The sequence below is a fragment of the Nocardiopsis terrae genome (assembly GCF_014651695.1).
Classification (GTDB): domain Bacteria; phylum Actinomycetota; class Actinomycetes; order Streptosporangiales; family Streptosporangiaceae; genus Nocardiopsis; species Nocardiopsis terrae.
The window spans coordinates 157,921-179,131 of sequence record NZ_BMXJ01000004.1; the positions used below are offsets into that span (position 1 = coordinate 157,921).

The window sequence follows — 21,211 nt, forward strand, 5'->3', positions numbered from 1 at the left end:
CAGGGCATTCGGCGGGTGCGGGGCGGAGAACGCCCGCGCCGCACCCGCCACCCGCCTTCCGCGAAGTCGTCACGGCAGCGCTGCGGCCCCGCCCCTGGCCCGGTTCAGGCCCGGACCAGGGATCCCGGGGTGGGCGGTGCGGCGAGCAGTTCCTCGGGTGCGGTCAGGTACCAGGCCTCCAGGGTGAGCTCACTGAGTTCGTCCAGGTCGATCCCGTCCAGATGGACGACCACCCACCCGAACCCGCCCGCCGTGAACTGCACCTCGAACACCTCGGGCCGCTCCGCCACGAGCGCCGTCTGCTCCAACAGGGTCTGCTTCAAACCCACGGTGGCGGTCCTCGGCCACAGGTAGCCGAAGGGCCTGCCCCGTACCCGGAACGTCGTGTACCGCTCCGAGTCCTGCTGCTCGCACTCCGGCAGCGCATCCGCCAACCGCAGGAACCGCTCGATCTCAACACCCATGGGACGAAGGTAACCACACACCACCGACAGGGCACCGTGCCGCCGACCGCCCCGGGCACGGGGACGCCGTTCGTCCATCCACCGGTCACCCCGGGTTCGCCGGGCGGACAGGCGCGGGTGCTGTCCTCGGAAGGGTGCCCACACCGGCGGAACGGACCAGGAGGAACGTGTGAACACGGCGTCCCTGAGCGTACTCATGGCGGGGATCGTGGCCGCCGCGTCCCTGCTGTGGGCCCTGGTCGCCTTCAAGTACGAGCGCCCCGTCCTGGCGACACTGCTCGGCTTGTCCGTCCTCCTCGCCGGGGCCCTGGTCGCCTACTCCCTCGGCACCGAGGACCAGGGCGGGACCATGGTCACGGGGCTCCTGGCGATCGGCGCCCCCACCCTGCTCTGTCTGTGGACCGTGATGATCGTGGGTGGTCTGCGCGAGGGCACGGGAACCGGTGACGGGGCGGACGTCGGGGCCGATGAGGACGGCGGCTGGGACTTCGACTGACCGATCGGCCCCTACCGGGACCCTCAGGCGCCGGGAGGCGCCAGCGCCGCGACCGCCCTGTGCTGCTCGCCCCACCGGGCGATCAGCCGCTGCTCCCCTTCGGGTTCCTCGTCCAGTACACGCGGAAGCAGCAACCGCCCCTCCTCCCGCGCCCCGGTACCGTCGCCACCGGTTTCCCGGGAGAGCAGGACCTGCTGCGGCCTGTGCGCCAGGACGCGGCCCTCCTCCCAGACCTCCAGTTCCGCCTGCTCCTGCTCTCCCCGCAGAGCCCGCCGGAAGCAGGCGAGCGCCACCTCGTCCCCGGTTCCGTCGTAGACCCAGCGGGTGCCGAGGACGGAGTGCTCCGTGGTTCCGACGAGATGGTCCCCGTGCCCGGGCAGGGGCGCGGCCCGATAGGTCAGCGGCAGGTGGAGGAGCCTGTCCCCGCGCCGGAGCAGGAACACCTCCACTCCGACCTCCCCCTCCGGGTCGTCGAACCTGTACGTGCCGAGTACCTCGTCGGGCCCCCGGCCCGCCCACGGCTGGCCGTTCAGCCATGTGCTGACCAGAGTCGGTTTGCTCGGGGTGAGAGTGGCCCGGTAGATGATCGCCATCGCACCAGTATCCGGCACGGGGCCGGAGAACGTGGTTGAAGCCCCGCCCCGGCGACGATCTCCCGGAGTCCCTGCAGCCCCGACCCGAGGCGTAGGGTCAACGCTCGCCACACCGCACCGGATGATCCGGGAAACACCTGTCACGCCAAGTGGCCTCTCATGTGGCGCCTCCGGCTGCGAAGCCACGGCCAGGAAAGGTTCAGGCGTTTCGAAGGAGACTACTGAGTTCGGCAACAACAGGAAGCACCACGGCCCTCCACACCTCATGACATACGTGGCGAGAGCACCCTGTTCAGGAAACGGTAGACCGTGGTCTTGGTGCTCGGAGGCGCTGGGGCGGGCGAGGGCCGCTCAGCCCCCTCACCGAACTCCTCCAGATCAGGGTGCGGAAAACCCTGGCCGCACTCGGCCCTCCTGCGCACAGCGATCCAATCGACATGCCGTGACAGCACGTAGACCTCGATGGCAGGAAGCCTGAGAAACTTGGCGATGGACAGTCGGTGTGCCCCGCCCGTGCCGAGCAGGAAGCCCCCGTTCCTCGTGATGGAGACGGACACGTTGTTCTGGAACAGCCCGCCTACTTGTTCCTCCAACTGCCACCCGGTGTCACGCAACCGCTCGTAGACATCGTCCAGGCGCCGGTACCTTACGACCAGGTCAGCCCGTGATCGACAGCCGTCGACCCTTCCCTGTTCACGGATGGCCTTGAGCTTGTGCTCAAACACCGGAAGGTCCTCCCAAGCGGTGTTATTGGCGTAGCGCTCGAAGACTGACTGGTGAATGACCGTCTCCTCAAGGGGGGTGTTGCGCTTTCCCTGGTTCGACAGGTCCCAGTCACCATCCAGAACCCGACCGAAGTCGTAGAGCTTCGAGCCCTGCTTCTTCTTGGTATCGACGTGCCTGCGACACATCCTGGTTATCTCCAGGGGACTGACATGAATAGTGCGACCAGGATCATAAAGGCCAATATCACTGACCCCCCGCGCCTGCCCTCGAGCATAATCGATCCATTTATTACCACTGTTAATAAAATCCACACAAACCACCCTCGACAAGACTTGACACCCCGAAGATGGTAACCGAACCGAGGAAATACAGACCGCAACCCACCGGACACATGGAAAGTCAGCACCCGATGAATCATAACAATAACCACAAAGTTACCCAAATGCGCCGCAAGATCTTCAGCGCGCCTTACGCGGCCTCGAACAGGCAGAAGAATAGAGTCCGCACCGACGGCCATGCGAGCCTTCACCACGGACTCGGACACTCTGGAAGATTATGGAAAAAAGGTCACTAGTAAAAGAGCAGAAAAAGATCCCCTATGAGGCTTTCACCTCCATGGACCACTGGAACTCTTCACGCCGGGAGCAAGCAGATGAAATCATCAGCCAAGGATGGAAGACCAGAAAATTCCCCCGAATCAACATGGCACTCCCGATTGACTGGGACAAAAGCGCATCGAAAAACAGGTCCTGGTCTTTCTACTTTCATTCCTGGGACTTCCTCAGCCCTGTGCTCGCCACCCATTCCCACACGAAGGAGGCACGCTACCTGAACTGGGCCGTCGACATCGCCCTGGACTGGGCCAGGCAGCACCCTATGGTGGAACCCCAACGGAGCATGGCCTGGTACGACATGGCGATCGGTCTGCGCGCCTACAAACTCGGTTACCTCGTGGAGGCGGCGGCACGTAGTGACCAGGTTGACGACACAGCCTTCTCACTGCTTCTGAGCTGTGCGAAGCTCCACCTGGAAGCACTGGCGGACCCGCAGTTCTTCGCAGCACACTCCAATCACGGCTTCTACGTGGCCGCGGGCCAAATGGCCCTGGCGCGCAGGCTTCGCAGCCTTCCCGGCATGGAGCCCCACCGGGGACAGGCCCGTGAACGGGTGCACGAACTGGTCCGCAGGCAGTTCACCCCCACGGGCGTGCACCGCGAGCACTCTCCGGACTATCACCGAATGGTGCTGGACACCTTCCAGGGCCTGATCGAGTCGGAACTGTTGGACCGGACCGAGTTCGCCCCGCTTATCGACCGGATCCAGGAAGCGCTGTCCTGGTTCGTGCTCCCCAACAACCGTCTGGCCATGTTCGGGGACACGAACCACCGGGATGTTCTCCAGGAGCACCGCACCCGCGCCCTCAACCCCGCCCTGGAGTTCGTCCTGACCCGTGGTTCGCAGGGCAAACCTCCGGGCGACCGCTGGCGTTCCTTCGACGACGCCGGATTCTTCGTGGCACGGGACCGCTGGCCCACCGGCCCCGAGGACTACGCAGACTGCTCCTATCTGGCCCAGACAGCGGGCTTCCATTCACGGGTGCACAAGCACGCCGACGACCTTTCGATGGTCTGGTACGACAGGGGCCGTGAGATCCTCGTCGATGCGGGCAAGTTCGGCTACCTGGACCGAACCACGCCCGAAAGCGAACTGGGCCGGGCGGGTTTCTACTACGCACACCCCTCACGCGTGTACGTCGAGTCGACTCGGGCGCACAACACCGTCGAGATCGACGGTAGAAGCTATCAGCGACGCGGCGTCAAACCCTACGGTTCGGGGCTTCTCCGGTCCGGTGAACACCAGGGGGTCTTCTACTCCGGCGCCCACGTCCGGCATGACAGGACCATCCGTCACGCGCGCGTCCTGGCCTTCCGACCGGGAGAGTGGCTACTCGTTTACGACTGGCTCTGGGACAACCTGGACCAGCCCCACACCTACACACAGCGATTCCACCTCGCGCCGGAGCTGGACATGACATCGGCGGGGTCAGGTTTCGAGGTCCCGCTACCAGATACGCGGCTGCACATGGTGCCGCTCCTGTCAGCCCGCGCCCTGCCGGCGGTGCGGGGCCGGAAGGAGCCGGAACCGCTGGGTTGGATCTCGCGCCAGGACGGTGAGTTCCAGCCCTGTTGGACCGCGGCCTACCAGATCAGTGGAGGGGCTTCCTGCTCCATCGCCACCCTGTTGGGCTTCGGTGAACGGGCCCCGGTCCCGGGGGAGTCAACGGCATCAGTCAGGGGAGACGAGGTGCGCCTGCGATGGTCGCGGGCGGGCGAGGAATGGGAAGTGGGGTTCGGACGCCCGGATCGTGAGGATTTCCAGTTCCGCGTCCGACACACATCCGCGAACGGCACGGCTTTGCGCAGGGCCCTCAACTGGCTGCGCGGCCCTCGCCTGTCCTGAGGCGTGGGGGCCGCACAGCGCGGACTGGCGACCAGTCAGGCAAAGGCGCCCAGACGTTCGTAGAGGTCCCGGTAGACCTGGGCGTTACGAGCCCAGGTCCGGTGGGCCAGGACCTCCTCGTGTGCCGCCTTGACCTGCTGCTCACGCAGGCAGTCGTCCTTGGCCAGGCGAACAACCGCGTCGGCCAGGGAGACCGCGTCGCCGGCGGGGACGAGCGTTCCCGCCCGGCCGTCGGCGAGCAGCTCACGCAGGGCGGGCAGGTCACTGGCGACCACGGGAGTCCCCAGGGCCATGGCTTCGACCGGTTTCAAGGGAGTGACCAGCCTGGACACACGTGCGTCGATACGCGGCACGACCATGACGTCCAAGGCCGCCTGCGCACGCAACGCCTCCTCGGGCCCCACGCTCCCGGGCAGCAGACACAGGGATCCGAGACCGAGTCGCTTGACCTGTTCCAGGAGGTCCGGGCGCACGGCGCCGTCCCCGACAAGGAGTACCCGCACCTTGTGCCCCCAGCCACGCAGGTGGACGGCCGCATCGATCAAGGTGTCGAAACCCTCGTAGTGGGTGAGACTGGAAACGGATCCAATCACGGTCTCGTCCGATGAGATGCCCAGACTGGCCCGGTAGGCCCGACCATCGGGACGATTCCGTAGGAGGCTGTCGTCGACGGCGTTGGGCGAGAGAACGATCCTCTCCGGCGCAACTCCACGGTGAACGATCTCCTCCCGCATCGTCCGCGCGAGAGTCACCACGGCGTCGGCTTCCCGCAGAACCGAGGACTCCCGTTCCACGAGAAGTCGATGGCGTTCGCTACCGCGCCGCGAGGGCGCACCCTCGTGGGACAGCCAGGTCTCCTCCAGGAACCCGCGAAGTTCGTAGACGACGGGGATGCCGAGCTCACGTCCCACGTGCAGGGCCACCGTGGCGTTCTTATGGTCGCTGGCGGCGTGCAGCACTGCGGGACGCAGGCGTTTGACCAGTTCGGTGACTTCCGGGACAGCGGCGTCGATGCGCTCCTGCAATCCGGGCAGGAACCTCTTCCCTGGAAGAATCCGGTGATAGGGGATCCCGTCGACCTCACGCAGAACGGAGGTGTCACCGTCGTCCATGGTGGGCCAGCCCACGAAGGTCACTACGTGCGGGTCCAGGCCCGCCTCGCGCTGGGCGGTGACGATCCGGTGGGTTCGCACCGTGTAACCGGCTTGCGTGTTCGGAAGAGCGTTGGTCACCAGGTGCAGGATCCGCCCCGAGACCGGCGAGAACGTCGCCGTGGTGCGTTCGGGCAAACCGGTGATCGGGCCCAGCGCCCGGCGCTCGCTCAGCATGCGGCGACGGGCGAGGTCAGCGGTGTCGTCCAGAGCCGCATAGGGGACCAGTTCATCAACGGCTTCCTGGATCCTCCCCTCGGCGTGGAGTACGCCCGCTCGCTGTCGTGCCTCTTTGGCGCGCCCGGAGATCCGCGCCATATCCCTGGCAGTCATGAGCTGGTCGCCACCGTGCACCGAACGGTGGACGTCTCGGATCCGCAGGTCCACGCGGCGAAGCAGGAGCAGGAGGGACGCCGTTCCCAGGCCTATCGCACCCAGTGCGGTGGCCTGGAGGGCCAGAGTCCACGGCAGGACACCGGTCAAGGTCAGAGCACCGGAAAGCACGAAAACGAACAGCAGAGCCGCGGCGGCTACTGCCTTCTTTCTCATCATCATATATCGCATAAAACCTCCGCATCGAGCTCAATCCGAAAAGCATGGAATGATTGATCCCCAGACACCACCCCGCAGAACCCGTGATCCGGCCCTGAGAGGTGAACATGAGACTAACCCGATGCGTTCTTCCAGCCATTTATGCCATCGCCACCGGCATGGCGGGACAACAGCATTCCACCAAATCACTGCTTGTCACTTATTTCGTCACTTTCAATGCAAAAAGACAGTACTGATCTTCGGCAGAAGGGAAGACCCGCCTGGGAGCGCCGGGGCGGAGCGGGACCTCTGCGAGACCGGCGGGAACCGTGCACAGAGCGGAGGACCCGGTCGTGGCGGAGGCGGGGAAACCTCCCCGGAAGCTGGCAGCCGTCTCGAACCGGGAGTCAGCATTTCCGGCTGAGGTACCCGCCCTCCCCTTCCGGTTCGATCCGTCGGAGGCGGATGAGGAACTCAAGGCCGACGCCCCACCGGGGCACGCTCGTGGTGGAACCGCACGTCGGCCGCGCGGAAAGGTGACCCGGCACGATCAGGGGCCTCAACCCCGGGCCGGAAGCCGGGCCTGCGCCCGGGGCCGCCGACCTCTAACTTGAGAACATGAAACCGACCGAGAGAATCTACTCCGCTCTGCTCAGGCGCGACCGGGAGTCGGAAGAGGAGCTGCCCGAGCGGGTGCGCGGCGACGTCCCGGGCAACGGTCTGCGCCTGGTCGGGGCCAACGCCCTGCAGTCCTCCGGTGACCAGGTGGTCAACGCCTCGACCGTTCTGCCGTGGCTCTTCCACGCCCTGGGGGTGCCCGCGGCGCTGGTCGGTGCGCTGGTCCCCATCCGTGAGGCCGGTTCGATGCTGCCGCAGGCGTTCCTGACTCCGCTGATCCTGCGGGCCCGGCACCGCAAGTGGGTGTTCGTCACCGGCTCCCTCGTCCAGGCCTCGGCGGTGGCGGTGATGGCCGCGACCGCGGCGTCGGGCCGGGGGCTCCCCGCCGGTGCGGTCATCCTGGTCGCCCTGGCGGCGTTCTCCCTGGGCCGGTGCCTGTGCTCGGTCTCCGCGAAGGACGTCCAGGGCCGCACCGTGCCCAGCGGAGAGCGCGGCCAGATCAACGGGTTGGCCACCGCCGCGGCGGGGCTGGTGGCCGTCACCCTGGGGCTGGGCATCCGTGTGCTCGGCGGTGAGGAACTGGACGCCGGGCCGCTCGTCTGGTTGCTGGCCGGCGGCGCGGCCCTGTGGGTGGGCGTGGCCTGGGTCTACGCCCGGGTCCGGGAGCCGGCCGACGACGAGGTCTCGGCCGGGCAGGGCCGCGGCTCCGACGACGGGCCGCCCGTGCGGTGGCACGACTGGCTCGTCCGGACCTACCGGTTGCTGCGCGAGGACCGGTCCTTCCGGCATTTCGTCGCCGTGCGCGGTCTCCTGCTGGTGTCGGCGTTGAGTCCGCCGTTCGTGGTCGCCCTGGCCACCCGGTCGGGAACCAGCGGCCTGTCGGGCCTGGGCGGGTACGTCATCGCCTCGGGGGTCGCCGCGCTGTTGGGCGGGCGCCTGGCCGGTCGGCTCGCCGACAGGTCGAGCAGGAAACTGATGACGTTCGGAGCCGCGATCGCCTCGGCGGTCGTCCTCGCCCTGGTACTGGTCGTCTCCCTGCCCGGTTTCAACGGCACGACGGCGTGGGGCTCAGCGCTGTTCATCGGCTGCTACTTCCTGCTGACACTGACGCACACCGGCATCCGGGTGGGGCGTAAGACCTACGTCGTCGACATGGCCGAAGGGGACCGGCGCACCACCTACGTGGCGGTGTCGAATTCGGCGATGGGGCTCGTCCTGCTCGTGGTCGGCGGCCTCAGTTCGCTGCTGGCGCTGCTCGGCGTGGTGTGGGCCCTGGTCTTCCTCGCCGCCCTGGGGCTGGTCGGCGTGGTGGCCGGCCACAGGCTGCCCGAGGTGTCCCGGGGGTAGAGCGGTGCCCGGGGTTCTCGCCTGTCCCCGGCCGCGCCCCGGCTCGGGGGATGCGAACCGGGGCGCTCTCGGGTCCGGTGAGCCGTCGTCACCTGATGTTGACGTCCACGCAGGCGTAGAAGGCGTTGCCCGTGTCGGCCACGTTCCACCGGGCCAGGACGGTCTGCCTGCCGCTGTAGCCGGACAGGTCGACGTTGTGGCTGAAGCTGGACGGTGGCTGGGCACCGTGGTCGTTGAAGCTGTCGACGAGTCGGCCGTTGATGAAGTACTCCCACGTGGCGGTGGAGTGGTTGGCGGTGATGATCCAGTTGAAGGTGGCGTTGGTGCCGATGTCGGCGACCTGCCAGCCGTAGTTGTCGTCGTCCAGTTCGGAGAAGCGCGCGTTGCCGCCCGAACAGCTCATCAGGCCCTTGGGGCCCTCGACGCTCTGCGGCTCCCACTGGATCTGGCCGCACTGGACGACACCGGCGGCGCACTGGGCCTGGCGGCTGGCGGGGTTGGAGATGTAACCGTGTGCGCTCGCCGTTCCGGCCGGCATGAGGGAGAAGACCAGCGCGGTGGCGGCGGCCACCGCGGCGGCGGAGCGGAACCTGTACTTCTTCATGGTTTTTCGCCCTTCTTTGGGTCACGAACTCCCGGAGGTGCACCGGGGTCGTAGCGGGGGGACCCGAGCCGTTCTCCGACCCAGGACGGTCTGTTTCGCGTCCATGGGGTTCGAACATTTCCCAATGTTCGCGAGGGGCGTCGTCTGCAGAAATCCAGAACTTTTCCGTGCTTTCCGCGACCTGTTGACAAGCAGGCTAGGCAGCATCCGATTAACCGGTCAAGCCCCCTCCCCCACCTGGGACCACGTACCGGAAAAGCCGCACGGAGGGGGCACCGAAGCGCCCCCTCCACTGGTACTGCCGGAGGTTCGCCCAGCCGATCCTCCGAACTGGAAAGACTCTTATCAAATCCTTCCGTGGTCTATCCGGAAACCTCTCTCCATTCTCACTTCCGACCCTCTCCGCCATCAGCACAATCTATCCTGGAAGATAGATCTCCTTCCCTTCTCCGAGAACGCGGGGGTTACGTCTGCGGCCGCAGAAACGGAACCAGCGGACAGTGCTCGCCGATCAGGCGGCACACCAGGACCAGGGCCGCCACCACCGCCGCCACGACCGCCGGTACCGGGCCGTAGGGCGCGGGAAGCTCCTGGGCCAGCACGAGAACGCCCATGACCAGGACGAAGACCCCGAAACCCTTGCGCAGGGCGGCTTCGGGCAGGCGAGAGGTCAGGAGCGCACCGACGAGCGACCCCGCGACCGCGAGAGCGGTGACCGCGCCGACCAGCGCCCAGTCCGGGCTCACGGTCGTCAGGTACCCGGTGAGCCCGGCGAAGGACTTCATCGCGATCACGAGCAGGGAGGTGCCCACGGCGGCCGGCATGGCCAGTCCGCCGAGCAGCATCAGGGCGGGCACGACGAGGAAACCGCCGCCGGCTCCGACCAGACCGGTGACCGCGCCGACCGCCAGACCGTCGGGGACGATGCGGCGCAGGGGGAGCGCCCCGCCTTCCGCACCCTCGGCGGGCACCTTCCTCCTGCCGCGGATCATGGTCACGGATGTGGCCACCATCATCAGCGCGAAGGCGATCATCAGCAGGGTGCCGGGGATGCGTCCGCCCGCCAGGCCGCCGAGGAACGCCCCCGCCATGCCGGCCGCACCGAAGACCAGCCCGGTGCGCCATCGGACGTTTCCCGCGCGTGCGTGCGCGAAGACGCTGACCAGTGAGGTGGCGCCCACGACGAACAGGGAGGCGGCTATGGCCTCCCTGGGGTCCATACCGGCGACGTAGGTGAGCAGCGGGACCATCAGGATGGAACCGCCGCCCCCGAGCAGTCCGAGCGCGAGCCCCACCACCACGGCGAGACACAGGGCGAGGACGATCTGGAACTCCATGTTGACTCTTCCTCCGTGACCGGGGGCCGTGAACGCGGTCGGCCGGGGCTGTGGATCGTGGCGGGGCCTTCGGTCCCGCCCTGAGACCGGGGGCGGAGCCCGCTCCCCGAACGCGACGGACGCGCACGGTCGGGCTCCGCCCCGGTCCCGCCGTTCAACCGGTGGCGGCCTCGGCCGCGGTGTCCCGCTCCTGCTTCCAGGCCGCCCAGTCCGGGTAACCGCGGTCGAGTTCGACGACGTCGTATCCCGCGCGGCGCAGGGCGGCGGCGGCCACGGAGTTGCGGACACCGGTCTGGCAGTAGCTCACGATGGTGCCGCCGGTCGGAAGCGCGTCGAGGTTCCACAGCAAGCGGCCCGCGCTGAGCTGTCGGGAGCCGGGGATGTGGCCCTCGGCGTGTTCGCCCCTGTTGCGCACGTCCAGGACGAGCGCGGCGCCGAAACCGTCGAGCTCCTCCGGGCTGACGAGCGGCGGCACGACCGTCGGCAGGTCCTCCACCGCGGTGGTGTAGCCGGCCACGCGGTCGATGCCGACACGCAGCAGGTGGTCGCGTACCCGGTGCGCGGTCTCCCCGTCGGGGGTGAGCAGGACCAGGGGCCGGGTCTCGGTCTCGGGGTCGTGGGCCCAGGCGCCGAAGGTCGCGGCCTTGTCCGGCCCGGGGATGTTGAGCGCCCCGGCCACGGTGCCCCGGTGCACCTCGGTGTGCGACCGGGTGTCGACGAGGACGATCGAGTCCCCGTCCAGGGAGCGGCCGACCTCCTCGGCGGGGAGTTCGGGCAGCGCGGCCAGCGGGCCCAGGACCCGCGGCCCCTCCTTGTTCTGGCGCTTCATCCGCGCGAAGTAGGCATGGGCGTCGGGCTGTCCGTCGAGCAGTTCCGCGACGAAACCCTCCATGTCGTCCTCACGCAGGTAGGAGGACCACCAGGCGTTGAGCCGCTCGTATCCGACCGTGGTGCCCGGGAGCGCGCCGAGCGCCTTGCCGCAGGCGCTGCCCGCGCCGTGCCCGGGCAGGACCTGGACGTGGTCGGGCAGGTTCAGGAAGACCTCGCGCAGGCTCGTGAACAGCTGGCGCGCTCCCCCGAACCGGGTGTCGACCCCGTCGGCGGCCTCGTCGAGCAGGTCGGGGCGGCCGAGGTCTCCGGCGAAGACGAAGTCGCCGGAGAGCATGTAGCCCGGGTCCTGGCTGAAGGCCCCGTCGGTCACCAGGAACGACAGGTGTTCGGGGGTGTGGCCCGGGGTGTGGCGGGCCCGGACGGTGAGATTGCCGATCGTGACGGTGTCACCGTCCAGGAGCCGTTCGGCGTCGAAGCCGTACTGCCAGTCCTGGCCGCCCTCACCGGAGACGTAGACCGCGGCGCCGGTCGCCGCGGCGAGTTCACGGGTGCCGGAGAGGTAGTCGGCGTGGATGTGGGTCTCGGTCACGGCCACGATCTGCATGCCGTTTCGGCGGGCCAGGTCGAGGTAGTCGCCGATGTCCCGGCGGGCGTCGACCACGATGGCCTCTCCCCTGGCCTGGCAGCCGATGAAGTAGCCCGCCTGGGCGAGGTCGTGATCGTAGACGCGTTCCAGCAGCATGTCCTGCTCCTTGTGTGGTGGCGTGTTCTTGCTGATCGGATACTCCGGGGAGTATCCAGATAGCGGGGTTAGGCCCTGGTCGGGAACACCGCGTGCGACCTTCGGACCCGAGGCGCACCCGGTCGTTCAGGCCGCTGCGGTCATCCGCGGGCGCCGATCCGGGCCAGGGAGTCCTCGATGTCGACGTCGTTGCGCGGCTGGTTGTAGGGCAGGCGGGACAGGGCCATGCCCATGGCGCAGGTGTCGGTGACGGCGGCGAAGACCAGGCCGGCCCCGACGAGACCGGCGACCGCGACCGCCGGGGGCCAGACCAGGGAGGCGAGCACGGAGGTCAGGACGAGCCCCCCGGCCACCAACCGGACCTGGCGTTCCAGGGCCCACCGCTTCCGGCCGCGTTCGACGGGGGCGCGCTGGGCCTCCCAGGCGTTCATGCCGCCGTTCATCACGACCGTGTCGTGCAGGCCCGCGGCGGCCATCTTGCCCTGGCACTGCCCGGCCCGGCCGCCGGACTGGCAGACCAGGACGAGGCGGCCCCCGGCGTCGGCGACGATGCGCTCCAGGTGGGCGTCCACGCGCCCCAGCGGCAGGTTGATCGCGCCGGGGATGTGGGAGCTCTCGTACTCGGCGGGCGTACGCACGTCGACGAGCAGGGTGTGGGGGTCGGTTTCGAGCAGGTCGCGCACGGCGTGCGCGTCGATGCCGCGGTCACTCATGTGTCTCTCCTTCGGTGGGGTCGAATCCTTGCTGACACCCCTGGGGGTATCAAGAAGGCAGATGGGAGCTTCGGGTTCGGGGGCGACCAGCCGGAGCCATCACCCCTCATACAGGGGGGAGTATCCAGAAGTCATGGGTGCGTCCAGACAGGGAACGAGGGGCAGCCGCGCAGGACCGGCCTGCGGGCGCCCGATCGCACGGTCGGGGCCCGCGAACACTCAGGCCAGGGCCAGGAACAGCTTCTCCAGCTCCTCCTCGGTGAGCTCGGGCTCCTCGCCCTGCTCACGCGCGGTGTTGCAGTGCCGCATGCCACTCGCGACGATCTTGAACCCGGCCCGGTCCAGGGCACGGGAGACCGCGGCCAGCTGCTGGAGGACGGCGGTGCAGTCCTCCCCCTCCTCCATCATCGAGATGACGCCGGAGAGCTGCCCCTGGGCGCGCTTGAGTCGTGTGATGGCGTCGCCCACCATTTCAGGCTTCATCTGGTTCCCCTTTCGGCCCGCATACAGGCCACAACATACCCCCGGGTGTATCCATTCCGCCAATCACCCGCGGCACCCGTCGCGTGCCTCACAGCACGGGGGATGCGGCTCGAACCGGTACGGCCGCCGACCGCCCCGGGAAGCGCCTCAACAGGTGCCCCGATGGCCGACCAAATCCGGCCAAGGGCCCATCCTCCACCCGATGAGCGGTCCCTCGTGACGGAACGCCGTCCCGCACCTGGCATCAACGACGGGTGACGTTCCAGGGACCAGCCGCGTCCGTGAGCATCGAACGGAAGGGGGACCTGTTGGCCAGGGGCGACCGGGAACGCGCACGCATCGTGGACTTCTGGCGGGCGGTGGAGCTGTCCGAACCGCAGAAGGTGGAACGCCCCGACCTGAGGAGCGACACCCCCGTCTCCGAGGTTCGAGCCCGGGTTCCCCCGCCCTGGGGCGCCACGTGCTCCACGGTGGGCTGGCGGGCCGACCAACCCCGGCCACCGTGAGCAGGTACGCACACCGGTCCTCCCTGAAGCCGGCTCAGACCTGGCCGGTGTACTCGGCGAGGTTGACGTAGACGTCTTCCAGCAGGTGAGCGGGAAGTTGACCGACGTAGTCACCGATGTCGTCCTTGGCGACGGGTTGCACGGCCGCCACGCGGACCCAGCACTTCTTCTGCACGTTGCCGACACCGTGGCTGAGTTTCACGCAGTACCGGGTCCTACGGGAGGACTGGCTCGAACACGGGGCCACCAGGACGATCGGCCAATCCTGGTTCTCGTGCTCGGCGTCGCCGCTGATCACCACGACGGCGCGCCGCGGATGCAGGTCTCGGTCTTGGTCAGGGGGCAGGGCGAGAAGGCGGTCGGGGACCCAGTAGATCCCACCGCGTTTGATCGGGGGTTTCACTCCTCACCCAGCGCCTTCGTGGTCGCCCGGCGACGGGCCTCGACGGATTCGGCCATTTCCGCGAGGAGGTCCTCCCCCACACCCGGATCGGATTCGACAGGACCTCTGTCGGCCAACCGCGCCCGGTAGCGTTCCTTGAGGGCGGCGTACTGTTTGCGGCGCCTGGCCCGGTTCAGGTCGAGAAGCACCCCGCGTTCGCCCTCGGACCGGGCCTGCACCATGGGCGCGGTTTCGTATGCCAGGTCTCTCAGCTGAGCGGCGGACCTGCCACCGTGTTCGGCGACGACCTTGCCGAGCACCGTCAGTGACCCGGATTCGAGAGGGGCGTCAACGTCCTCGACCAGGCGAAGCCGCACTTCCCCGCAGGAGCTCTGGGAGTCCTGGGTGCGTTCGATGATCCCGGAGGCGACCAGAGCATCCTCGACCCGGTACTGGGCCGGGTCGAAGGGGCCGTGGTTCTCCCATCGCCAGGTCGCACCGCTGAACGCGACGCTTCCGTTCTCGACAGCGGAAAGGTCGGCGAGGTAGAGGAGCTTGGCGATCTTGGTCCGGTTGAGGGTGTGCCCCTGGTCCCGCGCGACCCGGAACAGGGAGAGTACGGAGCGCAGCAGCGGGTCTTCGGGCTGACTGAAGATCATGCCGTGCATCACCTCCGTCTCACACGAGGAGATCGTCATGCCGAGTCACTTTCAAGCTTAGGGGTGGCCTGCCGAACGCTGCGGGTGCCATGCGGAAGACCTCTTCATCATGGCAGGCGCACCTCGGGCATGGTGGGCGAACGTGGCGAAGAGCAGGGGCCGTGGGCAGGGTGGGCCGGTAGGGGCGAGCCTCCCGCTGTCGACAACGGTAGGGATTGGCGGCCCGGGCCACCAGAGGCGGCGGGGCAGCTGTGGACGATCGGCCCGCAGGAGAAGCGGGGCCCTGTCGCGCCGGGCCCGGGAGGCCGGTGCGACCTCAGGACGGGGCGGGCGGATCACCCTCGGGTGCCAGGACCTCGCGCAACTCGGCCCTGTCGCGCACGCCCAGCTTGCGGTAGGCGGCGGCGAGCTGGTTGTTGACCGTGTTGGCGGAACTGCCGAGCCGGTGGGCGATCTCCTTCGAGGTCAGACGCTGTGCCGCCAAAAAGGCGACCTCGGCCTCCCTGGGGGTGAGCAGCGCGGACCGGTCGGGCGCGGCCGACCAGAGGGCCGGTCCCCGTCCGATCCGGGCGGCGCGCGCGTTCCACAGGTCCGCGGCCCGCCGGTCCGCGTCCGCCGAGGCCCAACGGGCCATGATGAGCGCGGTGTCCGCGGCGGTGGCGCGCATGCCCAGATCCCTCGCGCGCGCGAACAGGTCCGCCGTCGCCTCGTGGTCGCGGCGCTCCACCGCCGCCGCGTGTTCCTGGATGAAGACGGCCAGGCCACCGCCAGCGGCGTCGGCGGCCTCCGCCACGAGTTCGGCCACCGGCCCGGTGCGGCCGAGCCGCGCGGCGCAGTGCGCCAGCATCCCCGCCAGGAACACGTGCCGGGCGTCGAGCAGGTACCGGGCGCCCTCCGCCAGGGTCGCCGCGGCCTCCTCCGGCCTGCCCGAGGACCGTTCACGCCACGCCTGTGCCCAGGTCAGCTGCATCCTGACCTTGGGGTCGGCCAGGCTCGCCCCGGCGATGCCGCCCCGGTGGCTTTCCGCCTCGCCCGGCCTGCCCGCGGCGGTGCAGGCGGCCGAGGCCAGGGCGAGCGCGGCGGGCAACAGGCCCATCGGGTCCCGCCAGCGCAGGTGCCGGACCGCTGAGGCGGCCAGTGCGTGTGCTCGCTCGGCGTCGTCGGTGAGGAGTTCGGTGAGGCCGAGCGCGTACTCCCAGGTGCCGCGCATCTGCGGGTCTTCCAGGGCGCAGGAGCGGATCTCCTGCTCCAGCGCACCGCGGGTGGCGATGACGTCCCCGGTGTAGGACAGGGCCATGAACCCGGCGAGGCGCGTCGTCTGGTCGGCCGCGGGGAGCCGCTCCCGGTGCCCGGGCAGTACCTCGCCCAGTCGCCGCAGGAGCTGTTCCGCCTCCGCCAGGGGACCCGTGATCACCGTCGCCATCACGGTGACCAGCAGGGTGTGGGCGTACGCGGTGCCCTGGGACGCGGTGGCCGGCGGGGCCAGGACCGCGTGCAGGCCGCCGACCATCCGCCACTGGAAGGCGTCGTGTTCCACCCGGACGGTCTCCACGGGATCGCTGACGCGTTCCAGCGCCTCCTGGAGGAGGTGGGCGGCGTCGGCCGCCCGGTGGTGGCGTGTGGCCAGGTGGTGGGCCTTGGCCCGGGCCGCCGTCGAGGTCTCGGTGTCGGTTCGCGCGCGCTCCAGGGCGAGGTCGAGATGGCGGTCGGCGAGGTCGCGTTCACCCAGTGCCGAGGCGCTCAGTCCGGCCGCGCTCAACGCCCGGACGTCACCGGGGGCGCTCTCCAGCGCACGCGTGGCGATCCGCAGGGCGAGGTCGTGCCGCATGAGCGCGTGGGCGTGCTCGGCCGTGGCCGCGGCCGCTTCGGTGGAGACGGGCTCCCCCGACTCCACGGCCAGGATCACGGACCGCCTGGTCAGGTCGGCGGCCCGCGCGGGGGCGACCGAGGCCGCCGCCTCGGCGAGCAGCGCGGCGGCGCGTTTGCGGTGTCTTCGCCGGTGGGCGTCGGGGACGCGGGCGCGCAGCGCCTCGTCGTAGAGGGGGTGGGCCAGGTGCAGCCACCCGTCGGTTTGCGCCACGACCCTCTCAGCGATGAGGTGGTCCCACTCGCGGGGGTCGAGTGCTGACACGGGCAGTTCTCCCGCCGCGGCGAGGACCGAGGCGAGCGCGAGGTCGCGTGCGGGCAGGGCGCGCAGGTGGGAGCCGATCAGCTGGGTCAGCCGACTCGTGGGGCGCAGGGGTCCGTTCAGGTCCCAGCCGTGCGGGGTGTGCACCAGGGTCCCCTCGGCGCGGGAGCCGCGTACGAGTTCCCGGACGTGCAGGGGATTGCCCTCGGCTCGGGCGGCGATCGCCGCGGCGGCCCCGGGGGTGAGGCGCCCGTCCAGGAACTGCCCGGCCAGCCGCACCGACTCCGTCTCCGAGAGCGGGGGCAGGGTGTGCGCGGTCAGGCTGCCGTGGTCGTAGAGTTCGCGGACCGTCTCGGGGGCTCCGGTGAGCCGCCGGGTCGTGACCACCGTGCGCAGGTGCGTGTCGCGGATCAGGTGGGCCGTGGCGAACAGCGAGGCCGGGTCCAGCGCGTCGACGTTGTCCACGAGCAGGATCGCGACGGACCGCCGTTGGGCGAAGTACGAGATCAGGCGAGCCGTGGGCGAGGCCTCCCGCGTTGCCTGTGCCACCGACGGTTCGAGGCCGGCGAACGCCCCCAGGGGGATGTCGGCGCCGACGGTGGAACCGGAGACCAGGAAGGGTGCGAGGCCGACGGTTCGCAGCTCCTCGGCGAGGTCGCGGAGCAGGTGGCTCTTACCGATACCGCCGGGGCCTTCCACCAGGTGTGCGCGGGGCGTTCCGGTTCGTGACGACAGTGCGGCGACCAGGTCCCGCCGTTCGTGTTCACGCGAGGACAGCGGCTCCGGTCTGTCAGCCATGACGAGGGAGCCTAACAGCGGTCGACGCCCTCCAACCCTTCCTGCCCCGAGCCGTAGTCAGAAATTGACCATGGTGACCCCGGGGCCGCGTCACTACCTTGTGCCTTCGGTGCACCGGGAGCCGGGAAAGGCCGTCCGGGTCACCGCCGCACACACGCTGACGACGGAGGTACCTTGCCGGTGCACGCCACCCCATCGCCGACGAGGCGAACACCCTTCCTCGTCCTGCTTCCCTTCCTCGCCCTGGTCACCGGCTGCTTCGGTGCGGAGGAGCCCGCCCCGTCGGACGCCTCGGCAGCGGGCGTTCCGTCCGACGGGGCCGGAGCGGTTTCCGACGGCGAGGAGGATGCCGCGCCCGGTGAGGCGTTGGACGAACTGTTCGCCGACTCACTCCACGACGTCGCCCCCGCTGCGGCGGGGACCGCCTACATCGAGGTCGACGGCACGCGGTTGGAGTTCGACGAACTCTCCTGCGAGCACATGGAAGCGGAGGGGGGTGAACGGCTCAGCGTGCTGGCGACGGGAGAGGACGCCGACCTCGGCCCGATCGAGTTGCGCATGACGCGCGAGATCGGTCCCGACCTCGGCTGGAACTGGGAAGACGAGCTCGTGCAGCTCACCCTGGTCGGCGGTACCCGGGATCGCGAACTCAACAGCATCTCGATGGTCCAGCACGGACGCGAGCGGGGCGGTTCGCCCGAGTGGGACCACGGGAGCGGTCCCTCTCCGCTGATCCGGGCCATGGGTGAGGAGGCGACCGCGACCGGGACCATCGCCGATGCCCCGATGTCACAGGACCCGTTGTCGGGTGACTTCACGGCCGCCGCCCACTGCGGTTGAACCGGGCGCCGGACACCGTCAGCCGTATCCGGCCCTCGCGGGCCGCCCAACAACTTTCGGAGCACACCATGCAACACCGACGCCTGGCCCCCGCCCTGCTACTGGCCTTCGCCTTCGCACCGGCCGCGAGTGCCTGCTCTGTCCCGGGCACCGGCGAGGGGGGCACCGCTGCCCGGGGCGAAGGGGCCGCCGCCGAAGAGACCGTCGGGGAGGAGGGCGCTCAGGAGGGGGGTGCTGACCGCGACGACACCGGAGCTGTCCTGGGCACGGTCTCCGTGGACGGGGCGGAGTACGAGATCACCGAGGTGCGCAACTGCGTCCCGCTGGAACAGGTCGGCATAGAGCGGGAACTGGAGTTGCAGGGCTTCGGTGATCTCGACGGCGAGACGGTCCAGGTCGACGCCTACGTCCAAACGATCGGCGGAGCGTCGATGGACAGCGTTTCCTGGTCGGGCCCCGAGGGGGTGTTCGGTTCCGGGCAGGGGGCGGCGGGTTCCGGCCAGGAGGTGGCGTTGGAGGTCTCCGGCGACCAGGTCACCGGTAGCGCCGTCCTGGGCGACGCCCTGGCAGGGACCGAGACGGTCTCGGTCGAGCTCACCCTCCCGGTCCCGGACGAGCTGGTCGATTGCCACGTGTGAGCTGGCGCGGGTGCCCGCCCGCGGGGTGCGGGCACCGGGGTCCCGACGGGGGCGTTCAGCGAACGGACGGATCGGCCCGGCCGATCTGATCGGCAGCGGCCAGCTCGGCGTCGGCCCGGCGATGCGGAATGCACGGAACCGGGAGCGCGGCGCGCTCTTCTTCGCCGCTGACGAGTGGCGGGCCCTCCTCGGGGTTGCCCGGGGCGGCCTCCGCTGCACCAGCCGTTGCGTGCTCACCGGCGGCAAGCTCTCCGAAACAGCACGGGTCCCTCGCTCCCTCCCGGGGAAGCGGGGCCTGCCCGTTCCCCGCGTTACACCGCGCGGCTGCTCAGGGTGAGTGTGTGGACCGAACACGCACCCTCGGGGGAGGTCACCGCCACCTCGGTCAGGCACCCGGGACCGACATCGAGCTTCAGGCTCAACGACCGCCCGTCGGGAACCGAGAAACTGCTGTACGGGGAGGGTTCGTTGCCCAGGGGTCGGGCCGCAAGGCGCACGGACCCGCGTTCGCCCTCGCCCTCCTCCTCGACGGAATCGACCAGGACCCTGGCGAGGAGATCCACCGGACGCACCATCTCCACCAGCCACGTGACCACGACCGCCAGCCACGAGGAGAAGTACCGGGGTTCGTCGGGATCGACCCCGTCGGGAACCGGACTGCGGAACCTCCTCTCGTCGGTGACGTGCGACAGTTCGTCCCCGTCACAGGACCAGCGGTCCTGTCGGCCCCCGGTGGAAACCGTGTACTCCCAGTGCAGTGGGTCGGCCACGCCCAACCGGCGCTCGGACCTGAGCCCCTCTCCCCCACCGTGCACCTCGGACCCGGCGCGCACGAGCGTCGCACGGGCGTCGAAGGAACCGCTCCGGCTCACCAGGGCGAGCCACGACCCCACGTCCACACGCATCCCGGCCTCCCCTCACGCCTCCGGGCACAACAGCCATGGCACGAACACAACGCCCCCGGTCCTACCCGTCACCCCTGTCGGCCACGCCGCGTGCACGACCAGACGGTCCGCGGGAATCGGGGATCAATCACGGCGCGGGCACCCCCAGACCCACCCGTCACCGTGATGCCGGCACGCATCCATGCCGCCCCCTCGAACGAACACAGCGTTTCCGTGCCGGACTCCTTGCCGGGAACCCCGCTCTCCCTGCCTCGGTATGCGAGTAGAGGACGCGCCGGGGCGGATGTTCCGGTGCGGCCCTGTCGGGGTGCGGTGGCGGATGGCTGCAGCACAACCGTGGCCAGGTGGTGGGCGAGGGCTCCGGTCGCGGCCGCACCGGTCCACGACATCGGCTACGCACCGGCACTGGCGAGTACCGGGTTTCAACCGCTCGGCGATGCCCACCGGTTGCGTGGACAGGGTGCTGACAGTCCCCCTTCCGGCTACCAGGAGTTCGGAGTTCAGGTTCTGCTGGCTTCGTACAGCCTGAACCCCTACGACCGCTCCTGCAGGGTGAGTTCGGAGCCGCGTCACCCGGGCGGCGTGAAGCGCATCACATGGCCGATTTCGGCCAGCCCGTCCTCTCCGAGGTGCAGCACGCCTTTGGTGTGCGTGTGACCTCCCCCGACGCCCGAACCCCTCTCTCTCAGCCACCTTCTGGGCTGCTGAATAGTCACTGACGCATCGGGACAAAACCCGCCAGAATCAGAACCGCGGCTACGCACGGCGCGACTCATAGAACGCAAAGCCATCTCGTGGTGCGGATCAGAACGGAGAGGCAGGCCTGTGAAGTTCCAGTTCATCCCGCAGAAGAAGTGGGACTCACCCCCCGAGCAGGAGAGCGGGCTCTTCCGTCCCGAGGTCTTCGGCCCCCGGCCCCGGGGAGGCGGCGGTGGGTAGCTGGAGTGTGGACCCGGGCCAGGTGGGCACGGTGCTGACCCAGGTCGCCGGCTACATCGGTGAGGAGGGCGGGGGTGAGGGCCTGCTCGGGCACATGGACGCCATCCAGGAGGCCATCACCGGCAGTGAGTCGGCCGCGCACAGCACCCCGGTCAGTATCGCGCTGGGCGAGTTCTGCGGGCACTACTTCGGGGTGATGGGCGAGATGGTCGCCAGGACGGCCAGTGGCATCGAGGGTGCCAGTGATGCCACCAACGCCTACGTCAACGGTGATCTGGAGATGGCCGCCGAGGCGCAGAGCACCGCTGGGGAGGTCCCCG

20 protein-coding genes are annotated in these 21,211 nt (G+C 69.3%); 7 read left to right on the forward strand and 13 right to left on the reverse strand.

What is annotated here, in order from left to right; translation table 11 throughout:
- Nucleotides 1-104: 104 nt before the first annotated feature.
- Nucleotides 105-464, reverse strand: a complete 360-nt coding sequence (locus tag IE195_RS12230) for an MmcQ/YjbR family DNA-binding protein (protein ID WP_191270815.1) — start codon at nucleotides 462-464, stop codon at nucleotides 105-107.
- A gap of 169 nt (nucleotides 465-633) precedes the next feature.
- On the opposite strand from IE195_RS12230, the gene IE195_RS12235 reads away from it, so the two are divergent.
- A complete protein-coding gene (locus IE195_RS12235) occupies nucleotides 634-960 on the forward strand; it encodes a hypothetical protein (protein WP_191270818.1) in 327 nt (108 codons plus the stop codon).
- 23 nt (nucleotides 961-983) lie between these two features.
- Here the strand turns inward: IE195_RS12235 and IE195_RS12240 are convergent, their stop codons facing one another.
- Complete coding sequence (locus IE195_RS12240) at nucleotides 984-1,553, reverse strand: maltokinase N-terminal cap-like domain-containing protein (RefSeq protein WP_191270820.1); 570 nt, start codon at nucleotides 1,551-1,553, stop codon at nucleotides 984-986.
- 263 nt (nucleotides 1,554-1,816) lie between these two features.
- The gene (locus tag IE195_RS12245; RefSeq protein WP_191270822.1) at nucleotides 1,817-2,590 is read right to left on the reverse strand and encodes a hypothetical protein; all 774 of its coding nucleotides are present in this window, start codon (nucleotides 2,588-2,590) and stop codon (nucleotides 1,817-1,819) included.
- A 304-nt stretch (nucleotides 2,591-2,894) separates the two neighbouring features.
- On the opposite strand from IE195_RS12245, the gene IE195_RS12250 reads away from it, so the two are divergent.
- Nucleotides 2,895-4,739 carry a heparinase II/III domain-containing protein gene (locus tag IE195_RS12250; protein WP_191270824.1) on the forward strand — a complete coding sequence of 615 codons (1,845 nt, stop codon included), beginning with the start codon at nucleotides 2,895-2,897 and terminating at the stop codon, nucleotides 4,737-4,739.
- A 35-nt stretch (nucleotides 4,740-4,774) separates the two neighbouring features.
- On the opposite strand, the gene IE195_RS26595 is transcribed toward IE195_RS12250, so the two are convergent.
- The gene (locus tag IE195_RS26595; protein WP_191270826.1) at nucleotides 4,775-6,454 is read right to left on the reverse strand and encodes a glycosyltransferase family 4 protein; all 1,680 of its coding nucleotides are present in this window, start codon (nucleotides 6,452-6,454) and stop codon (nucleotides 4,775-4,777) included.
- Between the two features lie 585 nt (nucleotides 6,455-7,039).
- On the opposite strand from IE195_RS26595, the gene IE195_RS12260 reads away from it, so the two are divergent.
- Nucleotides 7,040-8,386 carry an MFS transporter gene (locus IE195_RS12260; protein ID WP_191270828.1) on the forward strand — a complete coding sequence of 449 codons (1,347 nt, stop codon included), beginning with the start codon at nucleotides 7,040-7,042 and terminating at the stop codon, nucleotides 8,384-8,386.
- An 88-nt stretch (nucleotides 8,387-8,474) separates the two neighbouring features.
- On the opposite strand, the gene IE195_RS12265 is transcribed toward IE195_RS12260, so the two are convergent.
- The 5 genes from IE195_RS12265 to IE195_RS12285 form a co-directional block, all read right to left on the reverse strand.
- Nucleotides 8,475-8,990, reverse strand: coding sequence for a lytic polysaccharide monooxygenase auxiliary activity family 9 protein (locus IE195_RS12265; RefSeq protein WP_191270830.1), 516 nt, complete (start codon nucleotides 8,988-8,990; stop codon nucleotides 8,475-8,477).
- A gap of 464 nt (nucleotides 8,991-9,454) precedes the next feature.
- Complete coding sequence (locus IE195_RS12270; RefSeq protein ID WP_191270832.1) at nucleotides 9,455-10,327, reverse strand: sulfite exporter TauE/SafE family protein; 873 nt, start codon at nucleotides 10,325-10,327, stop codon at nucleotides 9,455-9,457.
- A gap of 154 nt (nucleotides 10,328-10,481) precedes the next feature.
- Complete coding sequence (locus IE195_RS12275) at nucleotides 10,482-11,900, reverse strand: MBL fold metallo-hydrolase (protein WP_191270835.1); 1,419 nt, start codon at nucleotides 11,898-11,900, stop codon at nucleotides 10,482-10,484.
- A gap of 140 nt (nucleotides 11,901-12,040) precedes the next feature.
- Nucleotides 12,041-12,613, reverse strand: a complete 573-nt coding sequence (locus IE195_RS12280; protein WP_191270837.1) for a rhodanese-like domain-containing protein — start codon at nucleotides 12,611-12,613, stop codon at nucleotides 12,041-12,043.
- A gap of 219 nt (nucleotides 12,614-12,832) precedes the next feature.
- On the reverse strand, nucleotides 12,833-13,084 hold the full coding sequence (locus tag IE195_RS12285) for a metal-sensitive transcriptional regulator (RefSeq protein WP_191271560.1): 252 nt from the start codon (nucleotides 13,082-13,084) through the stop codon (nucleotides 12,833-12,835).
- 293 nt (nucleotides 13,085-13,377) lie between these two features.
- Between IE195_RS12285 and IE195_RS12290 the strand changes: the two genes are divergently transcribed.
- Entirely contained in the window at nucleotides 13,378-13,602 is a 225-nt protein-coding gene (locus IE195_RS12290) for a hypothetical protein (protein ID WP_191270839.1), read from the forward strand.
- A 34-nt stretch (nucleotides 13,603-13,636) separates the two neighbouring features.
- Here the strand turns inward: IE195_RS12290 and IE195_RS12295 are convergent, their stop codons facing one another.
- From IE195_RS12295 to IE195_RS12305, 3 genes are all read right to left on the reverse strand, one after another.
- Complete coding sequence (locus tag IE195_RS12295) at nucleotides 13,637-14,005, reverse strand: type II toxin-antitoxin system PemK/MazF family toxin (RefSeq protein ID WP_191270841.1); 369 nt, start codon at nucleotides 14,003-14,005, stop codon at nucleotides 13,637-13,639.
- Entirely contained in the window at nucleotides 14,002-14,682 is a 681-nt protein-coding gene (locus IE195_RS12300; RefSeq protein ID WP_191270843.1) for a Panacea domain-containing protein, read from the reverse strand. Before IE195_RS12300 ends, IE195_RS12295 begins: the two co-directional genes overlap by 4 nt.
- Before the next feature lie 277 nt (nucleotides 14,683-14,959).
- Nucleotides 14,960-17,569, reverse strand: coding sequence for a helix-turn-helix transcriptional regulator (locus tag IE195_RS12305; RefSeq protein ID WP_191270846.1), 2,610 nt, complete (start codon nucleotides 17,567-17,569; stop codon nucleotides 14,960-14,962).
- A gap of 180 nt (nucleotides 17,570-17,749) precedes the next feature.
- On the opposite strand from IE195_RS12305, the gene IE195_RS12310 reads away from it, so the two are divergent.
- Together IE195_RS12310 and IE195_RS12315 are read left to right on the forward strand one after the other, a co-directional pair.
- Nucleotides 17,750-18,409 (forward strand): hypothetical protein, encoded by a 660-nt coding sequence (locus IE195_RS12310; RefSeq protein ID WP_191270849.1) that lies wholly within the window; start codon nucleotides 17,750-17,752, stop codon nucleotides 18,407-18,409.
- Between the two features lie 68 nt (nucleotides 18,410-18,477).
- Nucleotides 18,478-19,047: a hypothetical protein gene (locus IE195_RS12315; RefSeq protein ID WP_191270851.1), complete on the forward strand. Its 570-nt coding sequence runs from the start codon at nucleotides 18,478-18,480 to the stop codon at nucleotides 19,045-19,047.
- Between the two features lie 311 nt (nucleotides 19,048-19,358).
- On the opposite strand, the gene IE195_RS12320 is transcribed toward IE195_RS12315, so the two are convergent.
- On the reverse strand, nucleotides 19,359-19,952 hold the full coding sequence (locus IE195_RS12320) for a hypothetical protein (protein WP_191270853.1): 594 nt from the start codon (nucleotides 19,950-19,952) through the stop codon (nucleotides 19,359-19,361).
- A gap of 931 nt (nucleotides 19,953-20,883) precedes the next feature.
- On the opposite strand from IE195_RS12320, the gene IE195_RS26005 reads away from it, so the two are divergent.
- Nucleotides 20,884-21,211, forward strand: a 328-nt coding sequence (locus IE195_RS26005) for a DUF6507 family protein (RefSeq protein ID WP_194687313.1), incomplete at its 3' end; no start/stop codon positions are given.

Coding starts and splice junctions, on each gene's coding strand:
- IE195_RS12320 (WP_191270853.1), bottom strand. CDS start 19,952: ATGCGTGTGGACGTGGGGTCGTGGCTCGCCCTGGTGAGCCGGAGCGGT.
- IE195_RS26595 (WP_191270826.1), bottom strand. CDS start 6,454: ATGCGATATATGATGATGAGAAAGAAGGCAGTAGCCGCCGCGGCTCTG.
- IE195_RS12265 (WP_191270830.1), bottom strand. CDS start 8,990: ATGAAGAAGTACAGGTTCCGCTCCGCCGCCGCGGTGGCCGCCGCCACC.
- IE195_RS12240 (WP_191270820.1), bottom strand. CDS start 1,553: ATGGCGATCATCTACCGGGCCACTCTCACCCCGAGCAAACCGACTCTG.
- IE195_RS12270 (WP_191270832.1), bottom strand. CDS start 10,327: ATGGAGTTCCAGATCGTCCTCGCCCTGTGTCTCGCCGTGGTGGTGGGG.
- IE195_RS12305 (WP_191270846.1), bottom strand. CDS start 17,569: ATGGCTGACAGACCGGAGCCGCTGTCCTCGCGTGAACACGAACGGCGG.
- IE195_RS12280 (WP_191270837.1), bottom strand. CDS start 12,613: ATGAGTGACCGCGGCATCGACGCGCACGCCGTGCGCGACCTGCTCGAA.
- IE195_RS12300 (WP_191270843.1), bottom strand. CDS start 14,682: ATGACGATCTCCTCGTGTGAGACGGAGGTGATGCACGGCATGATCTTC.
- IE195_RS12260 (WP_191270828.1), top strand. CDS start 7,040: ATGAAACCGACCGAGAGAATCTACTCCGCTCTGCTCAGGCGCGACCGG.
- IE195_RS12230 (WP_191270815.1), bottom strand. CDS start 464: ATGGGTGTTGAGATCGAGCGGTTCCTGCGGTTGGCGGATGCGCTGCCG.
- IE195_RS12315 (WP_191270851.1), top strand. CDS start 18,478: ATGCAACACCGACGCCTGGCCCCCGCCCTGCTACTGGCCTTCGCCTTC.
- IE195_RS12275 (WP_191270835.1), bottom strand. CDS start 11,900: ATGCTGCTGGAACGCGTCTACGATCACGACCTCGCCCAGGCGGGCTAC.
- IE195_RS12250 (WP_191270824.1), top strand. CDS start 2,895: ATGGACCACTGGAACTCTTCACGCCGGGAGCAAGCAGATGAAATCATC.
- IE195_RS12285 (WP_191271560.1), bottom strand. CDS start 13,084: ATGGTGGGCGACGCCATCACACGACTCAAGCGCGCCCAGGGGCAGCTC.